Genomic DNA, 25906 nt, shown 5'->3' on the forward strand with positions numbered 1-25906 from the left:
TTGGATGCTTCTTTTATATGTTCATTCACAATCATCACATACTTCCCAGTACGGCCCCATTTCGAGTGCTAAATACGGCTTTAATTGCAACCGAATCATCCGACTAGGCATACGTTCTAAAACGAATTGAATCCCTTCTTCTTCTTCGTCTAATTCAACTTTTGAAATCGCAATTCTTTGCATCGTCGAAATAGGCATTCCATCTTTATATAAAGTGATTTTCACCTCATCATATTCATTAAAATACAATTCAACACTCATTTGATTTTTCAACATTTCATTAACAATTTCATATTTATCATTTCGTTCCTGGATTATATATTTCCAGCCGCCTCTACCTTCTTCTTTCGGAGCTGCTTGAAACAATGTCATCAAATCCTCGTATAGCATAAGATAACCCCTCTCTTACTAAAAAACGATGAGTATTTTATATACCCTTTATCTCTATCACTATCCATATGTATTGTACCATATATCGCCGTTTTTACCGTATTCATTTGCTTCATAACTGCATATAAAACACCTGATTCTCTGTATTACTTTGTGGATTGTATCTTAATTCATTTCTTAATACCCTTCTAAAACTTTCAAATCATATCAAACTTAAGGAAATGCTTTCTTTGTCCATCCTCCACTTATTATTTCCTTGCAACAACAAAAAAGAAGAGTGACTTATAACACTCTCCTTAAAAGAATTTCCCCGTAGCTGCTAATGCTAATACTAGTATTAAAATTGTAAATAATAAGGATACAATGAAACTAAAAATAGGTAATGCTTTCTTTTCATTCTTCTTAAAGAGTAACTTTAAACTAAGAAAGATGTTTACTGGTACAAATATAAAATAAAAGTATTTAACAATTTGCACCGAACTATTTGAAAGTGTTTTTAAAATAAACACTTCAATGAGAAAAACCATGAAAAACGAAATACTTAACCAAAATGAGACATAACTAAGCCAAGAATGTCTTTTGGTACCCCAGTACACTCCCATATTTATCTCCTTTATTTGTATTCTATATGATTCTTATTATACACAAAGTTAACAAATACCTCTATTTTCCGACAAATATTATATAAAATATACCTTTAAATATTATAAAAATACTCTCCATCCCCATTTACTTTTATATAATAAAAACAGGCAACTCCCAAATAGCATATTACTATTTGGGAGTTGCCTGTCCTCTGCTAAACTTTAAATCTTTCAATTAACCCTTGTAACTCTTCAGCCATTTGAGATAATGTACCCGCCGCAGAACTAATTTCCTCAATGGACGCTAATTGTTCTTCTGCTGATGCTGCAACGTTTTGAGTACTCGTCGCATTATTCTGCGCTGTCATTGCAATTTGTCCTACCGAAATAGACACTTCATTTGCACCTTTTGACATCCCGTTAGCCGTTTCAACCATCGTTTTAATTTGATCGGCAATTTCATTTGTAGATTGTAAAATCTCAGTAAAGTTTTGCTTCGTTTCATTTGCAATAACAAGTCCAGATTGAACTTCTTCATTTACATGACCCATAGACTTTACTGTCTTACTCATGTCATCTTGTATTTCACATATTAATTTACTTATTTCACTAGAAGATACGCTAGACTTCTCCGCCAATTTACGTACTTCATCTGCAACAATTGCAAATCCTCTTCCGTGCTCTCCCGCTCTTGCAGCTTCAATTGCTGCATTCAAAGCTAGAAGATTTGTTTGATCTGCAATATTTTGAATTACTTCTAATATGTCACCAATTTGCTTTGATTTATTATTTAGTAACTGAATAACCTCATCTGATTGTGAAACAGATTCTGCAATTGACTGCATTTGATTTACTGTTTTTCCGACTAGTTTCCCACCATTTTCTGCTTTTTCACGAGTATGAGCCGAAGCCGTACTAATTGATGATGAACTATTTGCTACATGCTGAATGCCTTCTGTTACATCAAATAGTAACATTGCCCCATTTTCTACACTTGTCGTTTGCGTTGTTGCCCCGCTTGATATTTCGTCCATTGCCATCGTAATTTGCTCAGTCGCTTCACTCGCCTGTCTTACACTTGCTGTTAGCTCTTCTGATGCTGCTGCAACATGTCCAGCCGAAGTATTAATTCTTCCGATTAATGTTCGCAATGCATCTGTCATCTCATTAAATCCTTTTGCAAGTTGACCGATTTCATCATTAGAATGAATATCAATTGTTTGCGTTAAATCTCCCTCACTTATTTCTTTAGAAGTGACAACTAATCTTTTTAAGGGCTTTGTTATAGAAAGTGTCACAAAATAAATAAGTGCCCCACCTATAACTAATGAAATGAACATAACAATTAACATATTATAAAATACAGGCTGCGCAGCTTCAATTACTTCATTTGAGTACATAGTCCCGCCAATCTTCCAACCTGTTTTTACATTTGTAGCAAATACCATTTGTTTTTCACTACCGTCATACGTATAAGAAAAAGCCCCATGATTATCTTCATAAATTTTCTTTGCCCAAGAATCGGCTGCTTTTTCTCCTGATTTTTCTTGAGGGTGTGCAATTATTTTTTGTTTCCCATCTAAGATGAAAGCATATCCCTTTTTACCAATATTAATTAACTTCGTTGTTTTTAATAAATTATCTAAACTTAAATCTACCGCTACAACACCGTTTTTATCTTCTGCTTGTTTTGCAATCGTTACGACAATATGTCCATTTCCTTTTGCCTTATACGGCTCAGTAATTACAATACCACCTTGTTTTGCTACTGCATCTTTATACCAAGAACGTTCTGTTGGATCGTAGTCTGCTGCCATTTGTATATTTGGTTCTTGTACAAATTTTTTATCGTTTCCAGCAACATATACTTGTTCAACATCTTTATTCAAATTGATATATTGTGATAATATTTTTCTTAATTCCTCTTGATTATCCCCTTGATACATATTCCCTTGAATCACCCGTGCAAAATTATTTACATCATTAAATTTCGCCTCAATCATTTGATTGATTAAATTATCTAATATTTTTATATTGTCGTGAGCACTGCTCGTAATTTGTGATTCAAAATTCTTTTTAGCTGTTTGATAAGACATGCCTCCTATAATAGAGACAGCCGCAATTAAAATAACAAAAAATGAAATTAATAGTTTTTTTGCTACTTTCATATCACGAAACCAATTTAATAGTCTACCCATTACAAACCTCCTGCTTTTCAATTTTAAAAGTTAAATCTAACGAATTATAAATATTTCCCATTCCCTAATTATTATTTTCATAACCTATTATGATGAATACTTTGTAAAGTTTAAACAATTAATTTCCCTTTGTCCATATATATGAATAATATTATTATAAAATTTACAAATGCAAAAAGCCAAAGGGAACCACCCTTTGACTTTTCACATTTTTTTATGCTGTTTAGAAATCTTTTTCCACTTATCACGCTCTGCCCTTGCAAGAATAGCATCTTGTTTTCTAATGAAATACGCTAGTTCTCTTTGTAATTTTTTATAGCTTTGCAAACGATTTATCGTCATAATCCCGTTATCAATTGCACTATGCACTGCGCACCCTGGCTCATTTTCATGCTTACAGTCCCTAAAACGGCACGTTTTTGCTAGTTCTTCAATATCAGAAAATGTTGTTTGAATTGCATCGCTTCCTTCCCAAAGCTGTAGCTCCCTCATACCAGGAGTATCAATAACTAAACTACCACTCGGTAATCGGAACAATTCACGATGAGTTGTCGTATGCCTCCCTTTACTATCTTCCTCACGAATATCACCCGTTTTTGCTACTTCAATTCCTATAAGTGCATTTAACAAAGTGGATTTTCCAACCCCAGATGATCCGACTAGAGCAATTGTTTTTCCTGAAGAAACAAATTGCTGCAACGATTCAATACCAGTATGTTCTAAACTATCAACAACGAAGATCGGAACACCAATTGCCACAGCTTCTGTTTCAACGATTTTCTGTTCCACGTCCTCACATAAGCTACTCTTTGTTAAAACAATAACAGGCATTGCACCACTTTCATACGCTAATAGTAAATAGCGCTCTATTCTTCTTACGTTAAAATCATGGTTAAGTGCATTCACTAAAAATAGATAATCTACATTTGCTGCTATTACCTGCTCTTCCGTTCGAGTACCGGCCTCTTGTCTAGAAAAAGAGCTTCTTCTCGGAAAAATACGATGAATAATTGCTTTCTTTTCATTCTCTATTTTCTTTATATATACCCAATCACCAACCGCTGGATAATCACCCTTCGTTACTGCTTCATGCCGAAACTTACCAGACAGCTCTGCCATATATTCACCATCATTACAAATAATTCGATATATATGCTTATGCTCGAGTAAAATACGCCCTACTTCAAAGTTCTCTACAGCTTGTTCCTCAAAAAAAGAATCCCAGCCGAACGATTCTAAAATATTTTGGTTCAAATTGATATCCTCCCTAGTGTAAGCTAAGCGGAAGGATCGCGCGCTAACTTATACAGTCTCGCCCTTTCCATCCACCTTTGTATTTGGTTTATTATTCATATAAGTTATGTTCGCCATAATACATCACCCCGTTCTCATTTTAATTACTCTCATTATATGGAATATCCATACAAAAAGCTACCTTATTTAACTTAATTTTCGAATAATTTATTTTTTATCATTCTAATTTGCCCACGGTGACTCATCTCATCTTCTAGCACGTGAAACCACAAATAGTACTGGTTATGCGCTACACCGTTAAGCCACTTTCTTTCTGACATGAGCCATTCATCACCTTGTTCACCCAAATACTTCAGTGATTCTTCTCGAACACTTTGTAGAAGTTGGACATAATATTTTATTTCATGACCACGAATCGTTTTCCCCGATTCTCCTAAATAGAGTGCGTCTTTCCATATTTCTAATTCTTCCTTTGTAAAGTCACGCTCTTGAAATGAAATAAGCTGATGTGCTTTTTCAATAGCTGCTATATGCTTTAGTAACGCTCCAATGGAATTCCCTCCACTCGGTATCATTAAATCTAATTGCTCAACCGATAGATTTTTTATTTCCAGGAATGTTACAGCCCTTGTATGCTCCAGCATGCTGACTAATTCCCCTATATTTTTTGTATAACCATCCACACTTCTTATTCGGCAATCTATATTCATATCACGCACCCCTTTTTACATTCATATTAAGGAATAACTGCTTCATATAATAGACTCATATATATCAGATTTTTCCGATACAATTAAATTGAATATAGAAAAAAACCAAACAAACTTTCTCAATATGCTTCTATGAAATATTAAAAGGAATCAATATAAAATAATCGAATCTTATTCACTAAAAGGAGTGGATTCGATGGAAATGTATCAATGGCTAACTGCTGTTCTCGTTGGTGGCATTACCGGTTTCGTTTCCCATCTAATCAATAACCAAGGTAAGTTATTGCTTCCACGCCGTTTGAAAACTTTTTTTCACTTTGGGTTTTTGACTGATATTTTCACTGGTAGTCTAGCTGCACTTCTTGGACTCGTTTTATTCGATGTCACCTTAATAAAAGAAATTATTAAAGTATCCATTGTGACTGCTATTTCCGGTCAGACTTTCTTACTACACCAAGCGCTCGGTGGTGAGCAGGCTAAAAATAAACAAATTGGGAAAGCTGATGAGAAGATTCAAGAAATTGACAAATTATTACGACGTTAGTCTGTACTTTCTTTAAAAATTATTGCTATAATAAACAATAAATATTTTCTATTGCGTCGTTTGTCAGAAGAAAGGGTGTTTCGTATGACAAAAAAGAAAATAGAAGATTTCTTAACAAACACTGAAAAAGAGGAACTGCTAGAAAACTATAAATGTTTACGAGAAGCCCGCACAAAAAGCGAAGCTAACTATTTTGGTGAAGCAGTAAACCATCTATTAAATAAAGCAAAACAACGAATTATTAAAGATGCAGGCATACATGATGAAAATGCAGCAACTGTTCAATCAAAAAGAAAAGCACTGTTTTAGTTCATTAGCTAAAACAGTGCTTTTATTATGTTATTTTTCACATTACTTTCACATCTATTTCACAATTATAAGTAGTCCTATATGTTATACTCAGTATATCCTTTTCCAAGGAACTATATGCCGATATATTAATCCCTATCTCTATAGGGATTTTTATTTTTGGGCTCTTTTTTTATTTGTAAAGACTTTATGACGCAATTCCTGTTTCACTATTTTCAGTAAGCTTTTCACTTTTTCTAAACAGAAATAAAGCTATAATATATAATAACGCAGTAAAACTACCTACAAATATAAAATTGTGAGATGCTGCAAATAACATTCCTGCCATTGCCGCTCCAATCATTTGACCAATATACATAGAAGCATTCGCTAGAGCGGCTCCTGTTCCTCTTGCTATACTAGACATGTTTTGTAAATGCCTCATCATTAATACAAACAAAATTCCTGTCATAAAAAATAAAACAAAAAATAATAACTCCACAAATATAATGTTATTTACATGAGGAAGTAATACATATAGCACTGCTGTAAATATAATTCCACCATAGAAAGAAAGGTTATAACCAATTTTATTTACGATTCTAGGACCAAAAATATTACCAGTTAAATTTCCTAATCCTAATACGAGCATAGCTGTTCCTATTTCATGAATTCGCAAGCCAAATTGAATAGACAGCCACACACCGAAAAATGAAAATGCAGCAAAATTACCAGTTTGAAAAACAAAATATGCAAAATAAGAAAGTGAAATTTTTGAATCTGTAAGTAATTGTTTATAGCGCTCTAAGATGTTTGTTTTACTTTCACCTATATGAACCGGTTGTATTTCTGGTAATGCTACATAAATAAGAATGACAAGTAATCCTGATAATATACCGATGACGAAGAATGGTGTTGTATAGTGTATCATTGCCAAATACGATCCAACTGGCAACCCTAAAATTTGAGAGATTGATAACCCTGCTGTTGCAATTCCAAACGCCTTTACAATTTGTTCCTTCTCTATAAGAAGCGGAATAGATGCCCACACTTGTGGAGATACAAAAGCTGCACTCACACCTGCTAAAAATCTAAATGTTAACATCCATAGAAAACTCGGTGCCATCCCACATAAAAACGTACTTAACGCAAAAAAACTCATTCCTATTACCATCACTTTTTTTCTATTTAATCCATCTGATATAGGACCAGCGATAAGTGCAAATACAGCGTATCCTAAAGCATATGAACTTACCATCCACCCTGACAACTCAGTTGAAATATGATACACCTGTTGTAAAGTTGGTAAAAGTGGTGAAATTAAGAAAGTATCTGTACCGATCATAAACATGATTGTAAAGAATACAGCTAGTACCCTTTTCATTTAAATCTTCTCCTTTTATATAAAGTGAAACTTTAATCAGCCCTCACCAATCGGGCTTTTATGGGCAGTTGATCCCCCCACCTACCTTCTTTACTTTCGCTGAATTTTGAGATGGGGGTCTTACTGCCCATTAAAGCGGGATAAAAAGAGGAAACTATCCCCCTTTCAATTAATCTTCTAAAATAGATTCAATCTCTTTCATGACTTTTTCATTCAATGAAACTTCCACCGCTCTTACACTTTCTCTTATTTGCTCCGCTCGTTTCCCACCAGGAATAACAGTATCAATTCCTTTTTGGTTTAATAACCACGCTAAAGCTAAATGCGATAATTCGAGATCCTTTTCTTTAGCTAAGTCTTTTAATTTTTCAACTTTCTTAAAGTTACTCTTATATGTATTCTCTTCAAATAGATTTACACTTTGACGCCAATCTCCTTTATTCAATTTGAAATCTTCTGTATATTCACCACCTAGTATCCCAAAAGCAAGAGGCCCGTAAGGAATAAATGAAATACCTGATTCTATACAATATGGCAAAAGTTCTTCCCTAGCAGTACGATCTAACATATTATACGGTGATTGTACAACATCTATGTGTCCGTGCTGATTCGCTTCTTTTAATTGCTCTACGTTTACGTTAGATATTCCAATTGAACGAATTTTCCCTTCTTCTTTTAGGCGAGTAAGTTCTCCAATTGAATCTATGTAACTTGTTTCTGGGTTTGTAAAATGTAAATAATATAAATCAATATAATCAGTTTGTAATCTTCTTAAGCTATTTTCTACAGCATTTCTTAAATAGCTCGGTTCATTATTCGTATAAACCTCTCCATTTAATAACGGTTGTATTCCACCTTTGGTAGCAAGTACAACTTCATGGCGTTTTCCTTTCAATACTTCTCCCACCAATTCCTCTGATCTACCGAAACCGTATGAATCTGCCGAATCAAAAAATGTAATCCCTTGCCCGATAGCTTCTTCTATTAATCGTTTTCCTTCTTCCTCATTCACATCAGCATATAAATTATGTCCCCCTACAGCGTTTGTTCCTAACCCCAATTTTGAAATATGTAGTCCTGCCTTTTGCAATTTTGTATACTTCATTTTTTCTCCCCCTATATTTCTATTGTTCGAATATATTCGAACAATAGAAATATACCACTTTATATGTTATAGTGCAAATATATTAACTTATACAAGCAGGTGAAAAAATGCGTACTCTCTATCATCCAAATCGAGAAGAAATTCAATTCTCTTCTGTTCTATATGCACTTAGCGATCAAATTCGTTTACAAATTGTAACTATGCTACTAGAAAAAAACGAACAATCTTGTGGCGCGTTAAACATTCCAATCGCGAAATCAACTTTATCACACCATTTCAAAGTTTTACGTGAATCCGGTGTTATGTATACACGCCTTGAAGGAACTCAACGTTTCATTTCAATTCGTGAAGATGACTTAAATGCTAGATTCCCCGGTTTATTAGATGTCGTATTACATGCGACAGAGCCATACTAAAAAACATCTCATAAAAATATGAGATGTTTTTTAGTAATTGTTATTCTTTCAATAAATCTAATAAACCATTCCCTTCAGATGTACGTTCATATCCTAAAGGTACAGTTCTTTTAATAAGTTGTGCATATATTTCTGGTTCTGATAACTTTCTACCATATTCCCTTTCACACTGCTTTATGAGCAATGCCAGTGCTCCAGCGACATGCGGTGTCGCCATAGAAGTACCACTTAATACCGCATATTTCCCTTCAGGATACGTAGATAATATTTCATCGCCTGGCGCCACTAAATCAATTTCTTGATTTGAATTACTAAAACATGCGATTTTCCGATCTAAATTGACAGCGCCGACTTCAATTACTTCTGAGTATGCACCTGGGAAATCTAGTTCCTCCGTGTTATCATTACAATCTCCATTATTCCCAGCAGCACATACGACGAGAACATCTTGCTTTACCGCATTTTGAATTGCTTCATGTAATTCCGGAACGTCTTGCGGGCCACCAAGTGACATGGAAATGACTCTAACTCTTTCTTTATTAGGCCCTCTCCAATTTACAGCATAATGAATCGCCTCAATAATTTGCTCATAACTTCCAGAACCATCCCCTGCTAAAACCTTTAACACTAGCATTTTAGCAAGTGGTGCCACTCCTAAAACACCGATTCCATTTTCAGTCGCTGCAATTGTCCCCGCTACATGAGTACCGTGTCCGTTATTATCAAGATAAATATTTGGATCTCCTTTGTAATCTTTCGTGAAATTTCTTCCGCCGATAATACGATCCTTTAAATCTATATGATTCGTATCACACCCTGTATCTAATACGGCAACGACAATATCTTTTCCTTTCGCACTCTTCTCCCATACTTGCGGAGCATGAATGAGTTGTACACCTGGCGGAATTTCATTTACTTGTTCAACCACCTTATCTACTGTAAAAGGAATCAATTGTATACCTTTTTGTTTATTCGCTGTACTACTATTCATCGTAATCCCTCCTGAAAATATATTATTTTCATTTCAGACCACTTTTGAAAACACTTACATGTAACATTCGTTTTATGTGTTTCGTTTTCCTTCCTTAAAAATGTTTCTCAATAAGGCTTACGAATTTTATACTACTCTTTTATCCCGCTTTAATGGGCAGCCCGATTGGTGAGGGCTGATTAAAGTTTCACTTTATTTATCTCGTAATTTTTAGAAACGAAAAATTACGAGATAAATAAAAGGACCAATTGAATGGTCCTTTTATAGTTTTTAAAGAATGATATGGAATTTTAAAAATAATTTGAATTAAGACTAAACCTCACTCTTGTTTAAAAACTTTTCTATTTCTTTTATTAAATATTTCGCTCCATCTATACTAACAGTAATGTTTCCATTTGCTAATGATATGTTTTGATTTGAAACATCACCTGTTATTTGACAAGCATTGTAAGGTTGATATTTTTGTAAAATGACTTTGTCTTCTTCTACGAAAATTTCAAGCGGTGATTTAATTTGTATTCCCAATACATCACGTAATTCTTTAGGAATTACAATTCGTCCTAATTCGTCTACTTTTCGAATAACTCCTGTTGCTTTCATATTACTTCCTCCCTTACTTTTTATTAATTTTTTCACCTCGCTTTTTCCATTTTATCACTTTTTGGTAATACCTGCCTCTTTTTAGAAAATTTTGTACTCAAGTTAAAAAAACACATTTAACGAATACGTAATCTCTCTTTCAATTGTTTTAAATAACGAGATCGAATCAGTAAAAAATATACAACTTGAATTCCTATGAAAATACTTAATACAATCGCATTTTCTTTAAATAGTGAGTACTCAAACATCTGTCCGAGTGCAGTTAACGCTACTGCCCCATGTAATGTTGCAACACCTATTGGAACGAAGAATAAAAGTCCCAATCGAATTGTAACTACTTTCGATAATTCTCCACTTGTTAAGCCTACTTTTCGAATCATTTCAAACAAACGAGTATCATCCTCCAAGTCAGAAAACAAACGGAAATAAAGGAAGCTTCCTGCACATACGAAAAATACAATACCAATAAAGAAACCTACAAATAGAATTGGTCCTGCAATTTGTAAACTTTGGTTTTGTTCGTACTCTTCTGCACTAAACGTTGTATGTTCTTCATAAGGCTTCATCTGATGCGTTAGTTCTTTACCAACCTCAACTTCATCTTTCGTTCCTTCTGTTTTGTACACATAATCTTTTTCCTCTTTAAATCCATCTTGTAATGCATCATATTGATTTTTAGAGATTACATAAACGTTACCTCTTAATATTTTACTTAATGAAGAAGTATTAACTTTTTTCACATATAAAGGTTCACTCAAATGTGGTAAAGTAATTTCTTTTCTTTCCTTCATCGGTGGTCCTGGTATATCGACTGACAAAAATAAAACTTCTTTTGGGGATACCGCATGAAAGGGTTCTCCTGTTAACTTCGCATATTCCTTATAGTCTGATTCCTTTATAAAGGTGGCGCTTTTTAACGACTGCTCTTCCGTTTTCTTCGTTGAAATATTAGTTTTTGAAGCTGCTATACTATGTTTCTTTAATCCTTCGTCAATCATTTTCAAATGCTGTGATTCATTACTATTTCCTTGCTTAGAATGATAGTGAAACGCAATTGGTCTCTCCATAATCGCCTTTGTCATTGATGTAAAGCCAACTAATGTACCTATTGCTGAAAATGCTACAGTTGAAATTATGGTTACAATAAAGAACATTCTTGCGTTATCTCTCATACGGTAAGCTAAATCTGACAACGTAATAATATTTGTCTGTGTCCAATAGAAACGTTTACTTTTTTTACATAGTCTAATAATAAAGACACTCAACTGCTTATACAGCAAATACGTACCAATAATGACTACCGTTGTAACAGGAATCATCATGATAAATACCATTGCACCGTGTGACATAAGCGCTCCTGCATATCCCGCACTAAGCAATATGACTGCTAATATAGAAGAAATAATGGATGCTCTCGGTTCCGGCTTCGCTTCTGCTGATCCTCTAAACAATTTCATAATTTTATTCTTCCGGATCATTCCTGCACTAAACAATGAAATAATCATAAATAATACGAAAAACATAATACTCGTTACAACAATGGCTTTCATTGGAATGTAATAAGGTAAGGAAATATCTAACTTTAATATCATGGGAGCTACAAACATTAATACTCCAGAAAATAACATTCCTGCTAGAATTCCCAAAATAATTGCCCCTATCCCAATCATAATATTTTCAAAAAAGATCAGACGCTTTAATTGATATTTCGTCATACCTAACATCATTAAAATTCCTAATTCACGCTTTCTCGTTTTTAAAAACATTCCCATCGAATATAAAATAAAGAAAAATGTAAATAAGTAAATAATGGACTGCGCAAACGACATACTTACGAACACGTATTGTCCCAATTCTCCAGCACTTAACGCCGGATGAAACGCAAAAAATGAATAAACAAAAAAAGCCATAATAGCAAATGCACTACTTAAAAAATATGCTGAGTATGTTCGTCTATTTCGCGTTACATTTCGGTATGCGAGTTCTCTAATGTTCATATTCCTTCTCCGCCCTTCTACTAGCTATGTTCTTATATTAGTAAAATGCGGAAATAGCTTCCATCGATTCAAATGACAAAAACCTTACATTATTGAAAGGTTTCAAAAAAATTGCTTAAACGATGCAGTTTCATTATAATGACTACATTCATATTCATACACACATCCTATTGTATATTCGTTAATTTTGCGAAATAATAAAGGATAGAAGTATGTACCAATATACATATAAACTTATTTACCGCTTTAATATGAATAGGAGGAAAACATAATGACATTGCAAGAACAGATTATGAAAGCATTACACGTTCAACCTGTAATTGATCCGAAAGCAGAAATCCGTAAACGTGTTGATTTCTTAAAAGATTATGTAAAAAAAACAGGTGCGAAAGGATTTGTACTTGGAATTAGTGGCGGACAAGACTCTACATTAGCGGGACGTTTAGCCCAGCTTGCAGTTGAAGAAATTCGTAATGAAGGTGGTAACGCAACGTTTATCGCCGTGCGCCTTCCCTATAAAGTGCAAAAAGACGAAGATGATGCGCAATTAGCATTACAATTTATTCAAGCTGATCAATCTGTTGCATTTGATATCGCTTCAACAGTTGATGCTTTCTCAAATCAATACGAAAACTTATTAGGTGAATCATTAACAGATTTCAATAAAGGTAACGTGAAAGCACGTATCCGCATGGTTACACAATATGCAATCGGTGGACAAAACAGCCTTCTTGTTATCGGAACAGATCACGCTGCAGAAGCTGTAACGGGATTCTTTACAAAATTCGGAGATGGTGGTGCAGATTTATTACCATTAACAGGATTAACGAAGCGCCAAGGACGTGCTTTACTACAAGAATTAGGTGCAGACGAGCGACTTTATTTAAAAATGCCAACAGCTGATTTATTGGATGAAAAACCTGGTCAAGCTGATGAAACAGAGTTAGGTATTACATACGATCAACTTGATGACTATTTAGAAGGTAAAGCAGTTCCAACTGACGTTGCAGAAAAAATTGAAAAACGTTACACAGTGAGCGAACATAAGAGACAAGTTCCAGCATCTATGTTTGATGATTGGTGGAAGTAAGTAAAACATAAAAAAGAAGCTAATCTCATTTAGCTTCTTTTTTATATGTTAACGATATACCCCTACTCTTTTCTCCAATACATCCTGCAAGCAATCTTCATGTTGTTTACAAAATAAAGGCGGCATTTTATCTAACGGGAAAAACTGCAAATCCAATGTTTCATCACCGTCTGTTCTTTTCTCTCCTCCAACAATTGAGCATGAAAAGACTATCACAATTGACTGTGCCTTGTCTCCATTTGGATATGATTGAAAATATTTTGTATACACTCCAATAAGCTCATTTATTTCTACATCATACCCGGTTTCTTCTTTTATTTCTCGAATTGCAGTTTCTGCAGCCGATTCTCCAATTTCCATTGCCCCGCCAGGAAAGCCCCAGGCATTAAAGTCTCCTCTTTTTTGCAGTAATACTTCTCCTTCTTTATTAAATACACAACCACCGGCAAAGTTTAAGAAAACATAATCATGTCCTACTTTTTCACGTAATTCTTTTATATAATTGGCCATTCTCTTTCCCCTTTTCATACTTCTTTTATCACTATTTCTTATCTTTTTCAAGCAATTCAATAATTCGATCTAGCTTCTGGTTCATATTAATCGCGTGGTGTTTCTTTGCAGCACTGCTTTGTAATACTCTTCTAATAAACAAAGTAAATGATATGAAAAACAAAACAATAAGTCCGATTACTAAACAAGTATATATCAATGTAAATATATTACTTTCGAAGAAGTTCATTCAGCATTCACATCCTCTCCTCGTTATTTTATCACATAATTCCCAATATTTTAAAGTGATAAACAAATGTAAAAAGAGCACCTTTTTACAGATGCTCTTTTTCATTACTTAATACGTAAATGTAATTGTCGCTAATGAATAATCTGCCATCGCACTATAAGGTGCTACTTGATAAGATACACGCTTTGCACCTTTTGGCCAATTTATTTCATTTAACACTTTCTTTATATCTTGCATTGTTCCATCCATAGACTGCTTATATCGTACTTCTACCTTTTCTGGCTTAGAAGCAAATTGTTGCTGTAATTTCTTCTTAAACTCACTATAATTCTCTGCTCCGTATTGTGTAGACATATATTTTAAATTTGTTTCTTTTAACATTTGTTCATACGCCGCAGTCTTTGAACTACCCGCTTTTATTTTGTTTGTTAATTCATTAAAATAACTTGTAGATGCTGCAGGATATTTACTACGATCCCAGTCGTGATCTTTACTTAATTGCTCATCAGACATATTAAAATATGAATATGTTACGCGCCCAGCTTTATCCGGTACCGGATCATCGAATGTAGTATCAAGGTGGTACCATTTGTTTTCAATGTTCACTAAATTCCATGCGTGAGCTTGTCCATTTCCTGTACCTGTTACAATATGGTTTTGGATACCCGCTTCTTTTAGTAATTCATATGTTAATAACGTATATCCTTGGCAAACGGCAGAACGATTCGCTAACGCTTCATATGCTGTATATGCTCCATAAGACGTATCATACGATACATGTTTTACAACGTAATCATGAATAGCTTTCACTTTCTCATGCTCATCCATTCCTGTTTTTACAATCGAGCCTATAATCGCTTTCGCCTGGGATTTTACATATTGTGTTTGCTCTTTTGATTCACGGTACTTAACTTGCAGTGTAAACGTATAGTTTCCTGGTAACCCTTTAATAGAATATTTAGTAGACGCTACATTATATTTTACATACTCATCTGCATCTACAACTTTATTAAACTCGCCGTACAATTGGTCCATCACATTTCTAGCATTTCTATCTTTCGTTTTATATGTGATTGTAATATTTTCTTCTCGATTATCAACCTGTTTTTTTAATTCTTTTCTAAAATCATTTAACAACTTTGCATCTGATTGTGATGTCGCTACAGTTGAATTCGTAGCTGCATAAGATACAGATGAAGCCTGTAAGCCTCCCATTACTATCGTTGAACAAAGTGCGGCAGCTGTCACATACTTACTTGTCTTTCCCATCATGTCACTCCTTACATTCTATAACTATACGAAAAAGTATCGTATAGTTTCAGAGTATACAATACTTTTTCGTATAGGTCATATGAGATTATGCATATTTAACATTGTAAAAAGGCTGTTCTTTTTATAAGAACAACCTTCTTCCTTAACAAGTTTGTAATACACAACATGCATTTTCAAAACGTCGATTTTTCAAGTCTTCATTTCCAATGCAGAAATAAAGCATCCCTAAATCTCCCCACATCATATTACAATTTTTAGTATCTGAGTCAATTTGGAATAAAAGCGTCATTTGCTGCGGGTCTATTTCCATATACTGTCCAGTTTCGTACAATACCTCATCTTGTACAGAAAATGGCTCACCAAATATTTGATGGTTATCGTAGTTATCTGGGATTAGCTCTTCAAGTAATTGTAAGAAACGATCTGAATCATTCTCATCTTCAATGAAAAGCTCTGGCAATTTATATGTCAGTTCAAAAGTAGTTGCACACTGGTTATAATCCGTTTGCAATTCATCCGCTCTCCGTAATTGCTCAACAGGAACATCATAATAAAGTACACGTCCCGCTTCGGTTGGATTCACATCTTCTTCAAAGTAATTTTCAACGCTAAAGAAATATAACATCCCTGTCTTAGGAAGATTATGATCTATACCAACATTTTGTAAATCCTTTAAATTAAATTGTGCAATAAACTGTAACGGATTTCCTTTATGCGTTGGATATTCAAATGTAAATGGCAAGTCAGGAACCCCTCCCAGTTTCGAACTACCTATCGCTACTGTTTCCTCCTGCTTTGGCACAACTTTTATACAAGGAAATACAGTATTCATAAGTTCCTCTTTTAAATGCGTCAGCCCATATTTATCAATTAATACTTCAATTTGTTTATTCATACATTCTCCTTATATTTACATACTTATTTGTATCATCGCACAAAAATTATACTCCATTCTTTATAAAAACAACAAGCCTCCGAAAAAACGGGCTCTTCCTTCATACGCGAACAAGTTTAAAAAAGCATAGTATACATTGTTCCTACAAACACGATAGTTCATTATTTCTTCCAGTACATTTTCCCCTCGTTCATTTTTATTTTTAATATAAGGAGGAATTCCACATGGGTTACGGATATAGTTGCGGCGGCTACGGTTACGGCGGTTACGGCGGTAGTTGTGGTGGATGTGGTTATGGAGGTTTCGCTTTATTAATCGTTTTATTCATCCTTCTAATCATCATCGGAGCTAGCTGTTGGGGCGGCTTTGTAGGCTGCTAGTAAATTTAAAAACTATTGTAAAAAAGCACGTACAATACGTGCTTTTTTGCCATTTTCAAATTTTTTATGTGAAAGGAAGTATGCTTTATGAAGATTGATGGTGTTTTTGAAGGAGGCGGTGTACGCGGAATTGCGCATGTAGGGGCAATTTGCGCGTTAGCTGAAAAAGGCTATGAATGGGAACGTGTAGCTGGAACATCAGCTGGTTCGATTATCGCTGCGCTCCTAGCAGCAGGATACTCTTGCTCAGAGCTAAAAACGATTATAACAAATATTGATTATAATAAATTTACGAAGAAAACCTTTATTGACAGAATCCCATTTATCGGAAAAGGATTAAGCGCATGGACTACTCTTGGTATTTACTCTAATATTTTTATAGAAGAATGGATTGAAGAATTACTTCGAAAAAAAGGAGTTCATTTATTTACAGATTTACCTGATTTAAATAAGCTTAAAATTATCGCTTCTGATATAAGTAATGGTAAAATGGTTATCTTTCCCGATGATTTACCAAACTACGGATTTTTAAATTATCGCTTCTCTATTGCTAAAGCTGTACGAATGAGTAGTACAATCCCCTTCTTTTTTGAACCGGTGAAATGGAGAACCCCAAAATGGAAGCAGCCTTGTTATATGGTTGATGGAGGAATTTTAAGCAATTATCCAATTTGGATTTTCGACTCCCCTACCTCTCCCCGCTGGCCGACTTTTGGGTTTCATTTCGTAAAAGATGAGATTCAAGCTGACCCAGCCCACTACAACGAGCCGATCTCCATGTTCAAAGGACTTTTTAAAACAATGATGCAAGCCCATGATTTACGTCATTTAGACAAGGAATCAAAAGCAAGAACAATTACAATCCCAACAGGGTCCATTACTAGTACAAACTTTGAGTTAACAATGGAAGAAAAAGAGTGGCTATACAATTCTGGTTATAACGCCGCAAATAAGTTTTTACAATCGTGGAACTTCAGACAATATATTGATAACTATAGAAACGGAAATCAGGATCGAAAATCAAATCGTTATTTCCGTCAACTTGACTCATAATATTATTATCTTTTATACGAGAACACGTAACGCTTTCAAAAAAATAAGCCTAGTAATAATATATTACTAAGCTTATTTACTTTCTGCATCATTATTATACGTTGTTTAAGGATAAGTTAACTCTTCTGCTTCCTCTGCAGTAATAACGGTGTATCGATTTCCCGTTCGTAATCCTAACAATTCTGCTTTTTCAATTGCTTCCTGCTTCGTCTCCGCATAAGCAGCTAAATATTTTTCTCCATTGATAATTTGGCAAATTACATATTGTTTCATTACTTTCTCCTCTTACTTTTTCATTAGTTGTGCAAGTTTTTTTATACCTATTTCAATTTCTTCTAACGTTGCGTATGAATATGATAAACGCAAAAATTGATTTGCACTTCTATCATACAAAGTACCTGGATTTAATAAAACCTTTTCTTTCAAAGCTTTGTCAAATAAGCTACGATTTGAAACGGGGATATTCATATGTAACCAAATATAAAAACCACCTGCTGGTTCATACCAAGTTGCTATATCATGGCAATATTTCTCTAACATTTGTAACATAAAATCTCTGCGTTTTTTCAACTTAGTTCTTACAAACTTTAAATGTTCATCATACAATCCATTTGTAAACCATTCCGCTGCAATTTGCTGGGATATAGAACTCGATCCATAATCTGTTTGCATTTTTATGTCTGCCAATCTTTGAATAACAGGCTCAGACCCAACAATCCATCCAATTCTTAATCCCGGACTAATAACTTTAGACATACTTCCAATATGTAGTACGATTCCATTTTTATCATGTGCTTTTAAAGGTTTCGAAATAGGAGCATCAAACCATAAGTCTTGATACACTGCGTCCTCTATAATAGGCAATCCAATCTCATTGCATATCTCCATCACTTCTGTCCGCTTCTTCGTATCCATGCTAAAATTAGTTGGATTATGAAAAGAAGGGATTGTATATAAAATAGAAGCATTAAATTGCTTCTTATATTTCGCAATATATGACACATCTAGCCCACTCTCATCCAATGGCATTCCAATTAAACGTATTCCTGCTGATTGAAAAACATTGAGAGAGTATAAATATGATGGTTTTTCTAATAAAATTGACGCTCCTTTCGGAAGAAGCCCAATAGAAATAAGTTGAAGCGCTTGAATTGCTCCTGAAACAATTAATATAGAGTCAGGAGATACATATATACCCTGTCCTTTTAAATAATCTGCAATCTTCTTCCTTAAAGAAAGATTTCCTTTCGGCTCTTCATAGCCAAGTATCATCTTGGCTCCTAAAAGCTTATTCATAATATCTTTCATCTTTTTTTCAGGTAAAAGACTTGGCGCGAGCTCACCTGTTCCTAAACGAATTACATGCGGATCAAATTCAGCTTGATTTATTTCTTGAATAGCAGGCAGATTCGGATAATGAAGTCCTGTTTCTACATAAGACTGCCAATTAGGCGGGGGTGCGTATGTGGAAGCATTCACATTATTATTTACAACAATTGTTCCTTTCCTGCCATTCCCTTCAATGTACCCCTTTGCAACTAGTTCATCGAAAGCCATTACAATTGTGCTTCGATTCACGCCAAATGTATATGCCAACTCTCTTTGTGAAGGTAATTTCGTTCCAACAGTCCATTCTCCATTAACGATTCTTTCTTTTATATACATTTCTATTTGTTTATATAGAGGCGTCGCTAGAGACATATTCGGTTTCCAAACGATTCTTTCCATCATATCACCTTACATTCTTTTTGGTTGGTAACCTCCCCAACCATATGGATGGATACAAATTTTCATTTCTTCTATACAATATACACTATCATAACGAATTAAAATAGGAGGTAATATGATGAGTGAAGCAATTATTCATGGTATCATTCTTGCATTTGGCCTTATCATTCCATTAGGTGTTCAAAATGTTTTCGTCTTTAACCAAGGTGCGAGCCAACCGAATATTTGGAGAGCAGCCCCTGTCGTATTAACTGCCTCTATATGTGATACGTTACTCATATTGATAGCGGTACAAGGTGTTTCCCTTGTACTCCTTACTTTTTCTTGGCTAACTAACTCGTTATATATAATTGGCTTTTTCTTTCTCCTATACATGGGCTTTGTTATTTGGAGAAGTAACCCTTCCAACGATGTAAAACAAGAAAAAAGCATGCCCTTAAAAAAGCAAATCCTTTTCGCCGCATCGGTTTCGTTATTAAATCCACATGCAATTTTAGATACAATCGGTGTAATTGGAACAAATTCGATTCAATACATAGGAAATGAAAAATGGGCTTTCACACTTGCAACTATTATCGTTTCTTGGATTTGGTTTATAAGTTTAGCTTTAGCGGGGAAATTTCTAAAAAGGCTAGACTCGACCGGAAAGACAATCGTATTATTAAATAAATTTTCTGGTCTCATCATATGGAGTGTCGCACTTTATATGTTAAAACAAGTTATTTATTCCTAATGAACGAAAGAGAATTGCATGTTACTGAAAACATCATGCAATTCTCTTTCAAATTATGAAGTAGGTTCTGGTTTCTTTTTTACGTTCTTTGTATCTTTTGCTGGTTTAATCCAAATGATTGCTATAGCAGCACCGATCCCAGCGAAAATACTTGTTAAATAAAACACTTCATGGTCAGCACCTTTCATGAAAAAAGAGTATAGAGGTGGTCCAGCTGCTACACCGATAAATCGCATAGAACTATAAAATGACGTAACCGTCCCCCTTTGCTCCTTTTCAATTCCTTGTGTAATGAGAGCATCTAAACATGGGAGTGCCATACCAATTCCTACCCCCATAATAACGAGACAAAGAAGTAGTAAATAAATTCCTTTTATAAATAAAGGAATGATGACTGATGCAGCAGCCATTAAAAAACCAATGTAAATACACTTCTTCATCACATTTTGGTTGTCTCCAATTTTTTTGCCAGCCATATATGAACTAAGTGACAGTACAAGTAACGGGATTGCAAGCACACACCCTTTCCAAATACCATGAATGTCATACTTTGATTCCAGTATAGTTGACAAATAAAAGAGAATTCCGAATAAAATAAGCATAATAATTGCACCTAATGCAAAAATGGCAATTAACCATCTTCCTTTTTCTCGAAACGTAGCAAGAATTGATTTTATAAACTCTTTAAGCGGTGGTACTTCTCCTTCTTGTTTCTTTGCCTTTACTAGAACAAGTAATAAAACAATTGATACTACGCATAAAACTGGAATCGCCCAAAACGGTAGGAACCATACAATGGCAGCAAGAGCAGACCCTAAAATAGGGCTCAACACTTTCCCAAATGTATTGGATGTTTCGATGATTCCTAAACCTGTACTAACTTGTTTTTCATCTTTGTATAAATCACCAACACACGGTATAACAACTGGCATTGCACCAGCAGCACCAATACCTTGAATCGCTCTACCAATCAATATCCAAGTGTAGGGATTATCAACTTTCCAAGATACCCAACCAGTTATCGCTCCTCCTATAGCCGCAATCAGCAAACTCGGAACCATTACCATCTTTCGTCCCCATCTATCTGATAAATAACCAGCAATCGGTATAAGTAGAATGGCTACGATAGAGTAAATTGTAATAATCATGGATACTTGAAATGATGAAATATGTAATTTCTTTTCAATAGTCGGCAGAATTGGGATGAGCATTGAATTCCCTAATGTCATAACAAGTGGAACTGATGCAAGCGCAATTAAACAACAGTTTTCTTTTTTTAACATGTTGGCTTCGAAACCTTTCATCATATATTTCTTACCATATAATAGCCCTGCTGGAACGTAACTTTTCATTCCACCAGGGCTATTACATTTTTACTACTTCCCATTCACAACAAAAGAAATTGGGGAAAATATAGTATTATTCCTATTCTTTGAATCCAGTTCACAATATATCCATACCAATTAATTGAAAAAAAAGAAAGGAAGAATCCTTCCTTTCTCCTATAACCTTCTACAATTAGCGAGTATATCCGCCACCAAGTTGTTGTTCTGCCATCGCTACAAGGCGTTTTGTAATTTCACCGCCTACAGAACCGTTTGCACGTGAAGAAGTATCAGCGCCAAGTTGTACACCAAACTCTTGTGCAATTTCATATTTCATTTGATCTAAAGCCGCTTGTGCTCCATGTGATGCTAATTGATTAGAATTACGATTTCTAGCCATTACCAATCACCTCCTTATTTATATATAAATTGTGTTAAATTTTAATTTAAATACATGGTAATTTTTGGTTATTTGTATTTTAAAAAAAGAGTCTCTACAATGAGAGACTCTTACATCATTTTATACTAAGAAGTTACTACTTCTAAATTTCTATTTGTTAGTACTTTCATTTCTTCTTTTCATATATCTTTCGCATTATGTCCAAACCATTCGAGTGAAACAAAAGAGGTAAACTTTAATTGGTATACCTCTCTCAAACATACACTTTACATAATAATATTATTAATATCTTTCCAACAATACGCTGTCTCTTCCACCTGTAATCTCTCTAAAAATTTTGTATCAATTTTTTCTGGATTAAATTTTTCATAAAACGTTTTAGAAGGGTTATTCGTAACAACCCATACTAAAAGTGATTGCATATCATTTTTTATACATTCAGATAGTAAAGCTTGAAATAACTTTTGTCCTATTTTCATTCCTTGATACTCTTGTAAAAGGTAGATCGCATATAATTCTCCATCACAATTATATGCACCACTTCTTTCAACTCCCCCATCGATGAATCCAACTATTTCTCCATTTAACGTCTCTGCTACAAATCTAAATTGATGATTACGTTCTTTTTGAAAAATATTTTCCCATTGTTTTTCCCGTTGCTCATATGTTATATTTTCTAAAATCTCGTTAGGGAATATGCCTTTATATGTCGTTTTCCAACTATCAGCGTGGACCTTTGCTATACCTGATATATCATCTTTTATCGCTCTTCTAATATGTATTTCCATCATTTCTCCCCCCTTGTTATTCACCATTATATCAATTTATTTCCTAAAAAATCCAAATTAAAAAAGAGTAAATTCACTTCACTCTTTTTTAGCACCATTATCTACTTTCCACTTCAACTGAAACTACTCGATCAATCTCTTTTAGGGAACTATATAACTCCGTCGTATACAAGTCTTCTGGAGCTAAAATAACCATCTCTAATTGCTGAAATGCCCCACTATCTATATCTTTAATCTTCACGCGTTTTACATGCATTCCTAAATTTTTAATCTGCTTAAATATACCATCTAACTCATGATGCTCTTTTACAGTAATTTTAATAGACAAGTCCTTTTGTCTTAATGAATACGGTCCTGCAATTTTCACAAGTTGCGGAAGTACATTAATTGCTAAAATGATTAAAATCATAGCAACCGTCGCTTGCAAATAAAATCCTGCTCCAATCGCAATACCTAAAGCTGAAGCAGCCCACACCATAGAAGCTGTCGTTAATCCCGAAATAACATCATTACTTCTTCGTAAAATAACACCTGCTCCAAGAAAACCAATCCCGCTCACAATTTGAGCAGCTAGACGCATTGGATCCATATTGGTATGCCCTGGAACAGAATATACATGTACAGATTCAATTGAAACCATCGTAATTAAACAACTTGCTACAGAAATAACCATACTTGTTTTCACGCCAAGCGGTTTATTCTTTAGCTGCCTATCTATCCCGATGAATAATCCTAAAAAGAGTGCTAAACCTAATTTGAGTAAAAATTCATATGACATATTTCTAGTCTCCTTACTTAACAATGTTTCCCTTAGAATAATTCACTATAACTCTTTTATGATATCAATTCCAGTCTTTTCTATTCATTTAACGTAAAAAACCGAAAAAACATTTGTGACGATGTTTCCCCGGCTTTTTATTACTTTTAAGATTCTTCTTTATTTCTGATCTTTAATCTTAATCTCTGCATCTTTGTAGAATGCTAATTTACTGTCATTATACTCTTTTGTAAAATTGTTAAATTGCTCTTTTGATTTTTGTGCTTCCACAGTTAATTCATTAACAGCTTTAACTTTTTCACCAATCTCTTTTAATTTCGTTTCTTTTACTTTTAATTTTTCATACAGTTCTTTTTCAGTCGCCAACGCCTTCGTATAATTTTCATTCATCTTTTGGAATGCATCATAACGGTTTTTATACGACTCTTCTACTGCTTTCGCTTGTTTTTGTAACTTTTTATCTTCAAGCTTCTCTATATTTCCTTGAACAGATTTTGTTTCTTTCTGAGCTTTTTCTAGCATTTCTTTCTCATTTTTCAATGCTTTTTCACGATCATCTACATTTGCAGTAGCTTGCTCTATTTTCTTCATAACAGCGTCATTATGATCTTTACCTTCTTGTAAAATTTGAGAATATAGTTCTTGGCCTTCCTTCTCTAACTTCTCTAATTTTTTCGCTTCATCAACTAATGATTTTTCTTGCTTCGCCGCTGTTTCAAAAGCTGTATATAAGTTTTCTTCTGGTTTTTCACCGAAACAACCTGTTAATAGTCCTACTGATAGTGCTCCAACTACTGCTACTTTTCCATACTTCAACGTTCATTCCTCCATTACATACGGTTATCATGCCAGAAATTCACTGGGAAGTGACTCTCTTCATGATAAGCTTCAAACTCATAACCCTTTTCTTTTAACCCTTTTAAAATTGCTGGCACAGCAGCAACTGATTGTGGATGAATGTCATGCATTAAAATGACTTCTTGTGGTTTTGTTGCATTTGTTAATACATTTTGAGCAATTTGTGCTGCAGCTGCATCAACTTGCATTTTGTTATATTTCCAGTCTAATGAATCAATTGTCCAATCCCACACTTTAAAGCCGCCTTCTACCACTTTATTTCGAAGACTTTCATTTAATCCAGGCATTGAACCGTATGGTGGACGTGTTAATTTAGGTGATTTCCCAATAATATTAGCGATTAAACTTTGATCTTCTTTCATCTCATTTACATACTCGCCATTTTTATATAACTTTGCAAAATTATGCGTCATACTATGCATTCCTACATAATGACCCTCTGCATTTTCACGTTTCACTAAATCTGGAAACTCTTTTACATTCGCTCCAATTAAAAAGAATGTCGCCTTCGCATCATGTTGTTTTAACGTATTTAATAATTCAGCCGTATATTTCCCTGGGCCATCATCAAATGTAAGATAAGCAACTTTTCTTTCCTTGCCATTAAAACGACTTGGTGCCATTTTATTCATTTCTACTTTTGGTTGTTCACTTGCGAGTTGTACTACATTTTCTTGTTTTGCAACAGCCTTTGCTGGTGAAGTAATGGATTGAAACATGAAATACCCAATAGCTACTGCTGCAATCGCTATTAAAACGAATACTACTCGTTTAATTTTAAAAGCTTTTTCCATTCTATCGAATTCCTCTCCCTATTAATCTTATATATAAATCACCCAATATAATTATACATCTATTTATTTTATTACACTATATAAAACAAACTGTATATGTATTATAATGGGAGTTTTATCAAAATGGTCGTTCCTATTCCTTCTTTACTTATAATATTTATTGTACCTCCATGAAGCTCCACCATCTTTTTAACGATAGCTAAACCAAGACCCGCACCTGTAGCATGATTATTAATCTGGTAAAATGACTATTCTATATATGGTAAATGCTCTTTAGCAATTCCAATCCCTTCGTCCTTCACCTTTATCACTGCTTGTCCTTCATTTTTAGTCGCTTCAATATATACTTTACCATTTTTATGTGAATATTTAATGACATTTTGAACAATATTCAAGAAAATTTGCTTTAACCTATTTCGATCTCCTATCAATTCAATTCGTTCTATAGTTTTGATGAATTGCATTTGCTTCTCTTCAGCATTAGGAGTTAATTGCCAAATCGTCTCCTCTAGTATATCGTATAATTGCACCTTTTGTTTATATAAATTGAAATGATTTAAGTATAAAAAATCATTACAGAAAAATTGCTAATCCATCTCGATAAAAAAAGAT

The 25906-nt window shown here is 34.2% G+C and carries 29 protein-coding genes and 2 pseudogenes; 7 read left to right on the forward strand and 24 right to left on the reverse strand.

The window, feature by feature from the left end:
• Positions 1 to 21 precede the first annotated feature (21 nt).
• The 6 genes and pseudogenes from PDK19_RS06600 to PDK19_RS06620 all read right to left on the reverse strand — a co-directional run bounded on the left by PDK19_RS06600 (position 22) and on the right by PDK19_RS06620 (position 5136).
• Positions 22 to 390, reverse strand: coding sequence for a DUF3979 family protein (locus PDK19_RS06600; protein ID WP_000965086.1), 369 nt, complete (start codon positions 388 to 390; stop codon positions 22 to 24).
• 296 nt (positions 391 to 686) lie between these two features.
• The gene (locus PDK19_RS06605; protein WP_000539578.1) at positions 687 to 992 is read right to left on the reverse strand and encodes a hypothetical protein; all 306 of its coding nucleotides are present in this window, start codon (positions 990 to 992) and stop codon (positions 687 to 689) included.
• Between the two features lie 197 nt (positions 993 to 1189).
• Positions 1190 to 2137: a methyl-accepting chemotaxis protein gene (locus PDK19_RS27375; protein WP_407707378.1), complete on the reverse strand. Its 948-nt coding sequence runs from the start codon at positions 2135 to 2137 to the stop codon at positions 1190 to 1192.
• Positions 2132 to 3172 (reverse strand): annotated as a pseudogene (locus PDK19_RS27380) (cache domain-containing protein); the annotation flags it as partial. The pseudogene PDK19_RS27380 and the gene PDK19_RS27375, both read right to left, overlap by 6 nt.
• Positions 3173 to 3376: 204 nt before the next feature.
• Positions 3377 to 4426: a ribosome small subunit-dependent GTPase A gene (gene rsgA, locus PDK19_RS06615; RefSeq protein WP_001073055.1), complete on the reverse strand. Its 1050-nt coding sequence runs from the start codon at positions 4424 to 4426 to the stop codon at positions 3377 to 3379.
• A gap of 191 nt (positions 4427 to 4617) precedes the next feature.
• Positions 4618 to 5136, reverse strand: coding sequence for a DinB family protein (locus PDK19_RS06620; RefSeq protein WP_208734889.1), 519 nt, complete (start codon positions 5134 to 5136; stop codon positions 4618 to 4620).
• 196 nt (positions 5137 to 5332) lie between these two features.
• Here PDK19_RS06620 and PDK19_RS06625 point away from each other — a divergent pair, with 196 nt between their 5' ends.
• Both PDK19_RS06625 and PDK19_RS06630 read left to right on the forward strand, forming a co-directional pair.
• A complete protein-coding gene (locus PDK19_RS06625; RefSeq protein ID WP_000426318.1) occupies positions 5333 to 5680 on the forward strand; it encodes a DUF4257 domain-containing protein in 348 nt (115 codons plus the stop codon).
• An 84-nt stretch (positions 5681 to 5764) separates the two neighbouring features.
• Complete coding sequence (locus PDK19_RS06630) at positions 5765 to 5989, forward strand: hypothetical protein (RefSeq protein ID WP_000162606.1); 225 nt, start codon at positions 5765 to 5767, stop codon at positions 5987 to 5989.
• A 187-nt stretch (positions 5990 to 6176) separates the two neighbouring features.
• Here PDK19_RS06630 and PDK19_RS06635 read toward each other — a convergent pair whose 3' ends face one another.
• Positions 6177 to 7352, reverse strand: a complete 1176-nt coding sequence (locus PDK19_RS06635) for an MFS transporter (protein WP_000832304.1) — start codon at positions 7350 to 7352, stop codon at positions 6177 to 6179.
• Positions 7353 to 7521: 169 nt separating this feature from the next.
• The gene (locus PDK19_RS06640) at positions 7522 to 8457 is read right to left on the reverse strand and encodes an aldo/keto reductase (protein ID WP_270706780.1); all 936 of its coding nucleotides are present in this window, start codon (positions 8455 to 8457) and stop codon (positions 7522 to 7524) included.
• A 107-nt stretch (positions 8458 to 8564) separates the two neighbouring features.
• On the opposite strand from PDK19_RS06640, the gene PDK19_RS06645 reads away from it, so the two are divergent.
• A complete protein-coding gene (locus PDK19_RS06645; RefSeq protein ID WP_001259918.1) occupies positions 8565 to 8873 on the forward strand; it encodes an ArsR/SmtB family transcription factor in 309 nt (102 codons plus the stop codon).
• A 40-nt stretch (positions 8874 to 8913) separates the two neighbouring features.
• Here the strand turns inward: PDK19_RS06645 and PDK19_RS06650 are convergent, their stop codons facing one another.
• From PDK19_RS06650 to PDK19_RS06660, 3 genes are all read right to left on the reverse strand, one after another.
• Positions 8914 to 9864: a serine protease gene (locus PDK19_RS06650; protein WP_208734890.1), complete on the reverse strand. Its 951-nt coding sequence runs from the start codon at positions 9862 to 9864 to the stop codon at positions 8914 to 8916.
• A 312-nt stretch (positions 9865 to 10176) separates the two neighbouring features.
• Positions 10177 to 10464, reverse strand: a complete 288-nt coding sequence (locus PDK19_RS06655; protein WP_000648331.1) for an AbrB/MazE/SpoVT family DNA-binding domain-containing protein — start codon at positions 10462 to 10464, stop codon at positions 10177 to 10179.
• A gap of 116 nt (positions 10465 to 10580) precedes the next feature.
• Positions 10581 to 12461 (reverse strand): ABC transporter permease, encoded by a 1881-nt coding sequence (locus PDK19_RS06660; RefSeq protein WP_270706783.1) that lies wholly within the window; start codon positions 12459 to 12461, stop codon positions 10581 to 10583.
• A gap of 271 nt (positions 12462 to 12732) precedes the next feature.
• Between PDK19_RS06660 and nadE the strand changes: the two genes are divergently transcribed.
• Positions 12733 to 13551: an ammonia-dependent NAD(+) synthetase gene (gene nadE / locus PDK19_RS06665; protein WP_000174882.1), complete on the forward strand. Its 819-nt coding sequence runs from the start codon at positions 12733 to 12735 to the stop codon at positions 13549 to 13551.
• A gap of 48 nt (positions 13552 to 13599) precedes the next feature.
• Here the strand turns inward: nadE and PDK19_RS06670 are convergent, their stop codons facing one another.
• The 4 genes from PDK19_RS06670 to PDK19_RS06685 all read right to left on the reverse strand — a co-directional run bounded on the left by PDK19_RS06670 (position 13600) and on the right by PDK19_RS06685 (position 16457).
• Positions 13600 to 14061: an NUDIX hydrolase gene (locus PDK19_RS06670; RefSeq protein WP_014893814.1), complete on the reverse strand. Its 462-nt coding sequence runs from the start codon at positions 14059 to 14061 to the stop codon at positions 13600 to 13602.
• A gap of 31 nt (positions 14062 to 14092) precedes the next feature.
• The gene (locus tag PDK19_RS06675; RefSeq protein ID WP_014893815.1) at positions 14093 to 14290 is read right to left on the reverse strand and encodes a DUF4083 domain-containing protein; all 198 of its coding nucleotides are present in this window, start codon (positions 14288 to 14290) and stop codon (positions 14093 to 14095) included.
• A gap of 108 nt (positions 14291 to 14398) precedes the next feature.
• On the reverse strand, positions 14399 to 15559 hold the full coding sequence (locus PDK19_RS06680) for a transglutaminase domain-containing protein (RefSeq protein ID WP_208734892.1): 1161 nt from the start codon (positions 15557 to 15559) through the stop codon (positions 14399 to 14401).
• Positions 15560 to 15704: 145 nt separating this feature from the next.
• Entirely contained in the window at positions 15705 to 16457 is a 753-nt protein-coding gene (locus PDK19_RS06685; RefSeq protein ID WP_262722772.1) for a YwqG family protein, read from the reverse strand.
• 224 nt (positions 16458 to 16681) lie between these two features.
• Between PDK19_RS06685 and PDK19_RS06690 the strand changes: the two genes are divergently transcribed.
• Positions 16682 to 16837, forward strand: coding sequence for a YjcZ family sporulation protein (locus tag PDK19_RS06690; protein WP_000540426.1), 156 nt, complete (start codon positions 16682 to 16684; stop codon positions 16835 to 16837).
• Positions 16838 to 16924: 87 nt separating this feature from the next.
• Positions 16925 to 17890 carry a patatin-like phospholipase family protein gene (locus PDK19_RS06695; protein WP_000686819.1) on the forward strand — a complete coding sequence of 322 codons (966 nt, stop codon included), beginning with the start codon at positions 16925 to 16927 and terminating at the stop codon, positions 17888 to 17890.
• A 105-nt stretch (positions 17891 to 17995) separates the two neighbouring features.
• Here PDK19_RS06695 and PDK19_RS06700 read toward each other — a convergent pair whose 3' ends face one another.
• Positions 17996 to 18163 carry a DUF3933 family protein gene (locus PDK19_RS06700; protein ID WP_014893816.1) on the reverse strand — a complete coding sequence of 56 codons (168 nt, stop codon included), beginning with the start codon at positions 18161 to 18163 and terminating at the stop codon, positions 17996 to 17998.
• Between the two features lie 12 nt (positions 18164 to 18175).
• Positions 18176 to 19618 (reverse strand): aminotransferase-like domain-containing protein, encoded by a 1443-nt coding sequence (locus PDK19_RS06705; RefSeq protein WP_000439875.1) that lies wholly within the window; start codon positions 19616 to 19618, stop codon positions 18176 to 18178.
• Between the two features lie 118 nt (positions 19619 to 19736).
• Between PDK19_RS06705 and PDK19_RS06710 the strand changes: the two genes are divergently transcribed.
• The gene (locus PDK19_RS06710; protein WP_001287294.1) at positions 19737 to 20351 is read left to right on the forward strand and encodes a LysE/ArgO family amino acid transporter; all 615 of its coding nucleotides are present in this window, start codon (positions 19737 to 19739) and stop codon (positions 20349 to 20351) included.
• Positions 20352 to 20404: 53 nt separating this feature from the next.
• Here the strand turns inward: PDK19_RS06710 and PDK19_RS06715 are convergent, their stop codons facing one another.
• The 7 genes and pseudogenes from PDK19_RS06715 to PDK19_RS06745 all read right to left on the reverse strand — a co-directional run.
• A complete protein-coding gene (locus PDK19_RS06715) occupies positions 20405 to 21634 on the reverse strand; it encodes an MFS transporter (protein WP_041184619.1) in 1230 nt (409 codons plus the stop codon).
• Positions 21635 to 21869: 235 nt separating this feature from the next.
• Positions 21870 to 22076, reverse strand: coding sequence for an alpha/beta-type small acid-soluble spore protein (locus PDK19_RS06720; RefSeq protein WP_000113545.1), 207 nt, complete (start codon positions 22074 to 22076; stop codon positions 21870 to 21872).
• A gap of 266 nt (positions 22077 to 22342) precedes the next feature.
• A complete protein-coding gene (locus tag PDK19_RS06725) occupies positions 22343 to 22867 on the reverse strand; it encodes a GNAT family N-acetyltransferase (protein WP_270706787.1) in 525 nt (174 codons plus the stop codon).
• Between the two features lie 94 nt (positions 22868 to 22961).
• A complete protein-coding gene (locus PDK19_RS06730) occupies positions 22962 to 23642 on the reverse strand; it encodes an MgtC/SapB family protein (protein ID WP_000119508.1) in 681 nt (226 codons plus the stop codon).
• Between the two features lie 159 nt (positions 23643 to 23801).
• Positions 23802 to 24458 carry a YkyA family protein gene (locus PDK19_RS06735; RefSeq protein ID WP_000873548.1) on the reverse strand — a complete coding sequence of 219 codons (657 nt, stop codon included), beginning with the start codon at positions 24456 to 24458 and terminating at the stop codon, positions 23802 to 23804.
• Positions 24459 to 24472: 14 nt separating this feature from the next.
• Positions 24473 to 25294 carry a peptidoglycan-N-acetylglucosamine deacetylase gene (locus PDK19_RS06740; RefSeq protein ID WP_270706789.1) on the reverse strand — a complete coding sequence of 274 codons (822 nt, stop codon included), beginning with the start codon at positions 25292 to 25294 and terminating at the stop codon, positions 24473 to 24475.
• Positions 25295 to 25395: 101 nt separating this feature from the next.
• Positions 25396 to 25860, reverse strand: a pseudogene (locus PDK19_RS06745) (sensor histidine kinase); the annotation flags it as partial.
• Positions 25861 to 25906 lie beyond the last annotated feature (46 nt).

This window comes from Bacillus cereus group sp. BcHK124, assembly GCF_027712065.1.
Lineage (GTDB): Bacteria > Bacillota > Bacilli > Bacillales > Bacillaceae_G > Bacillus_A > Bacillus_A pacificus.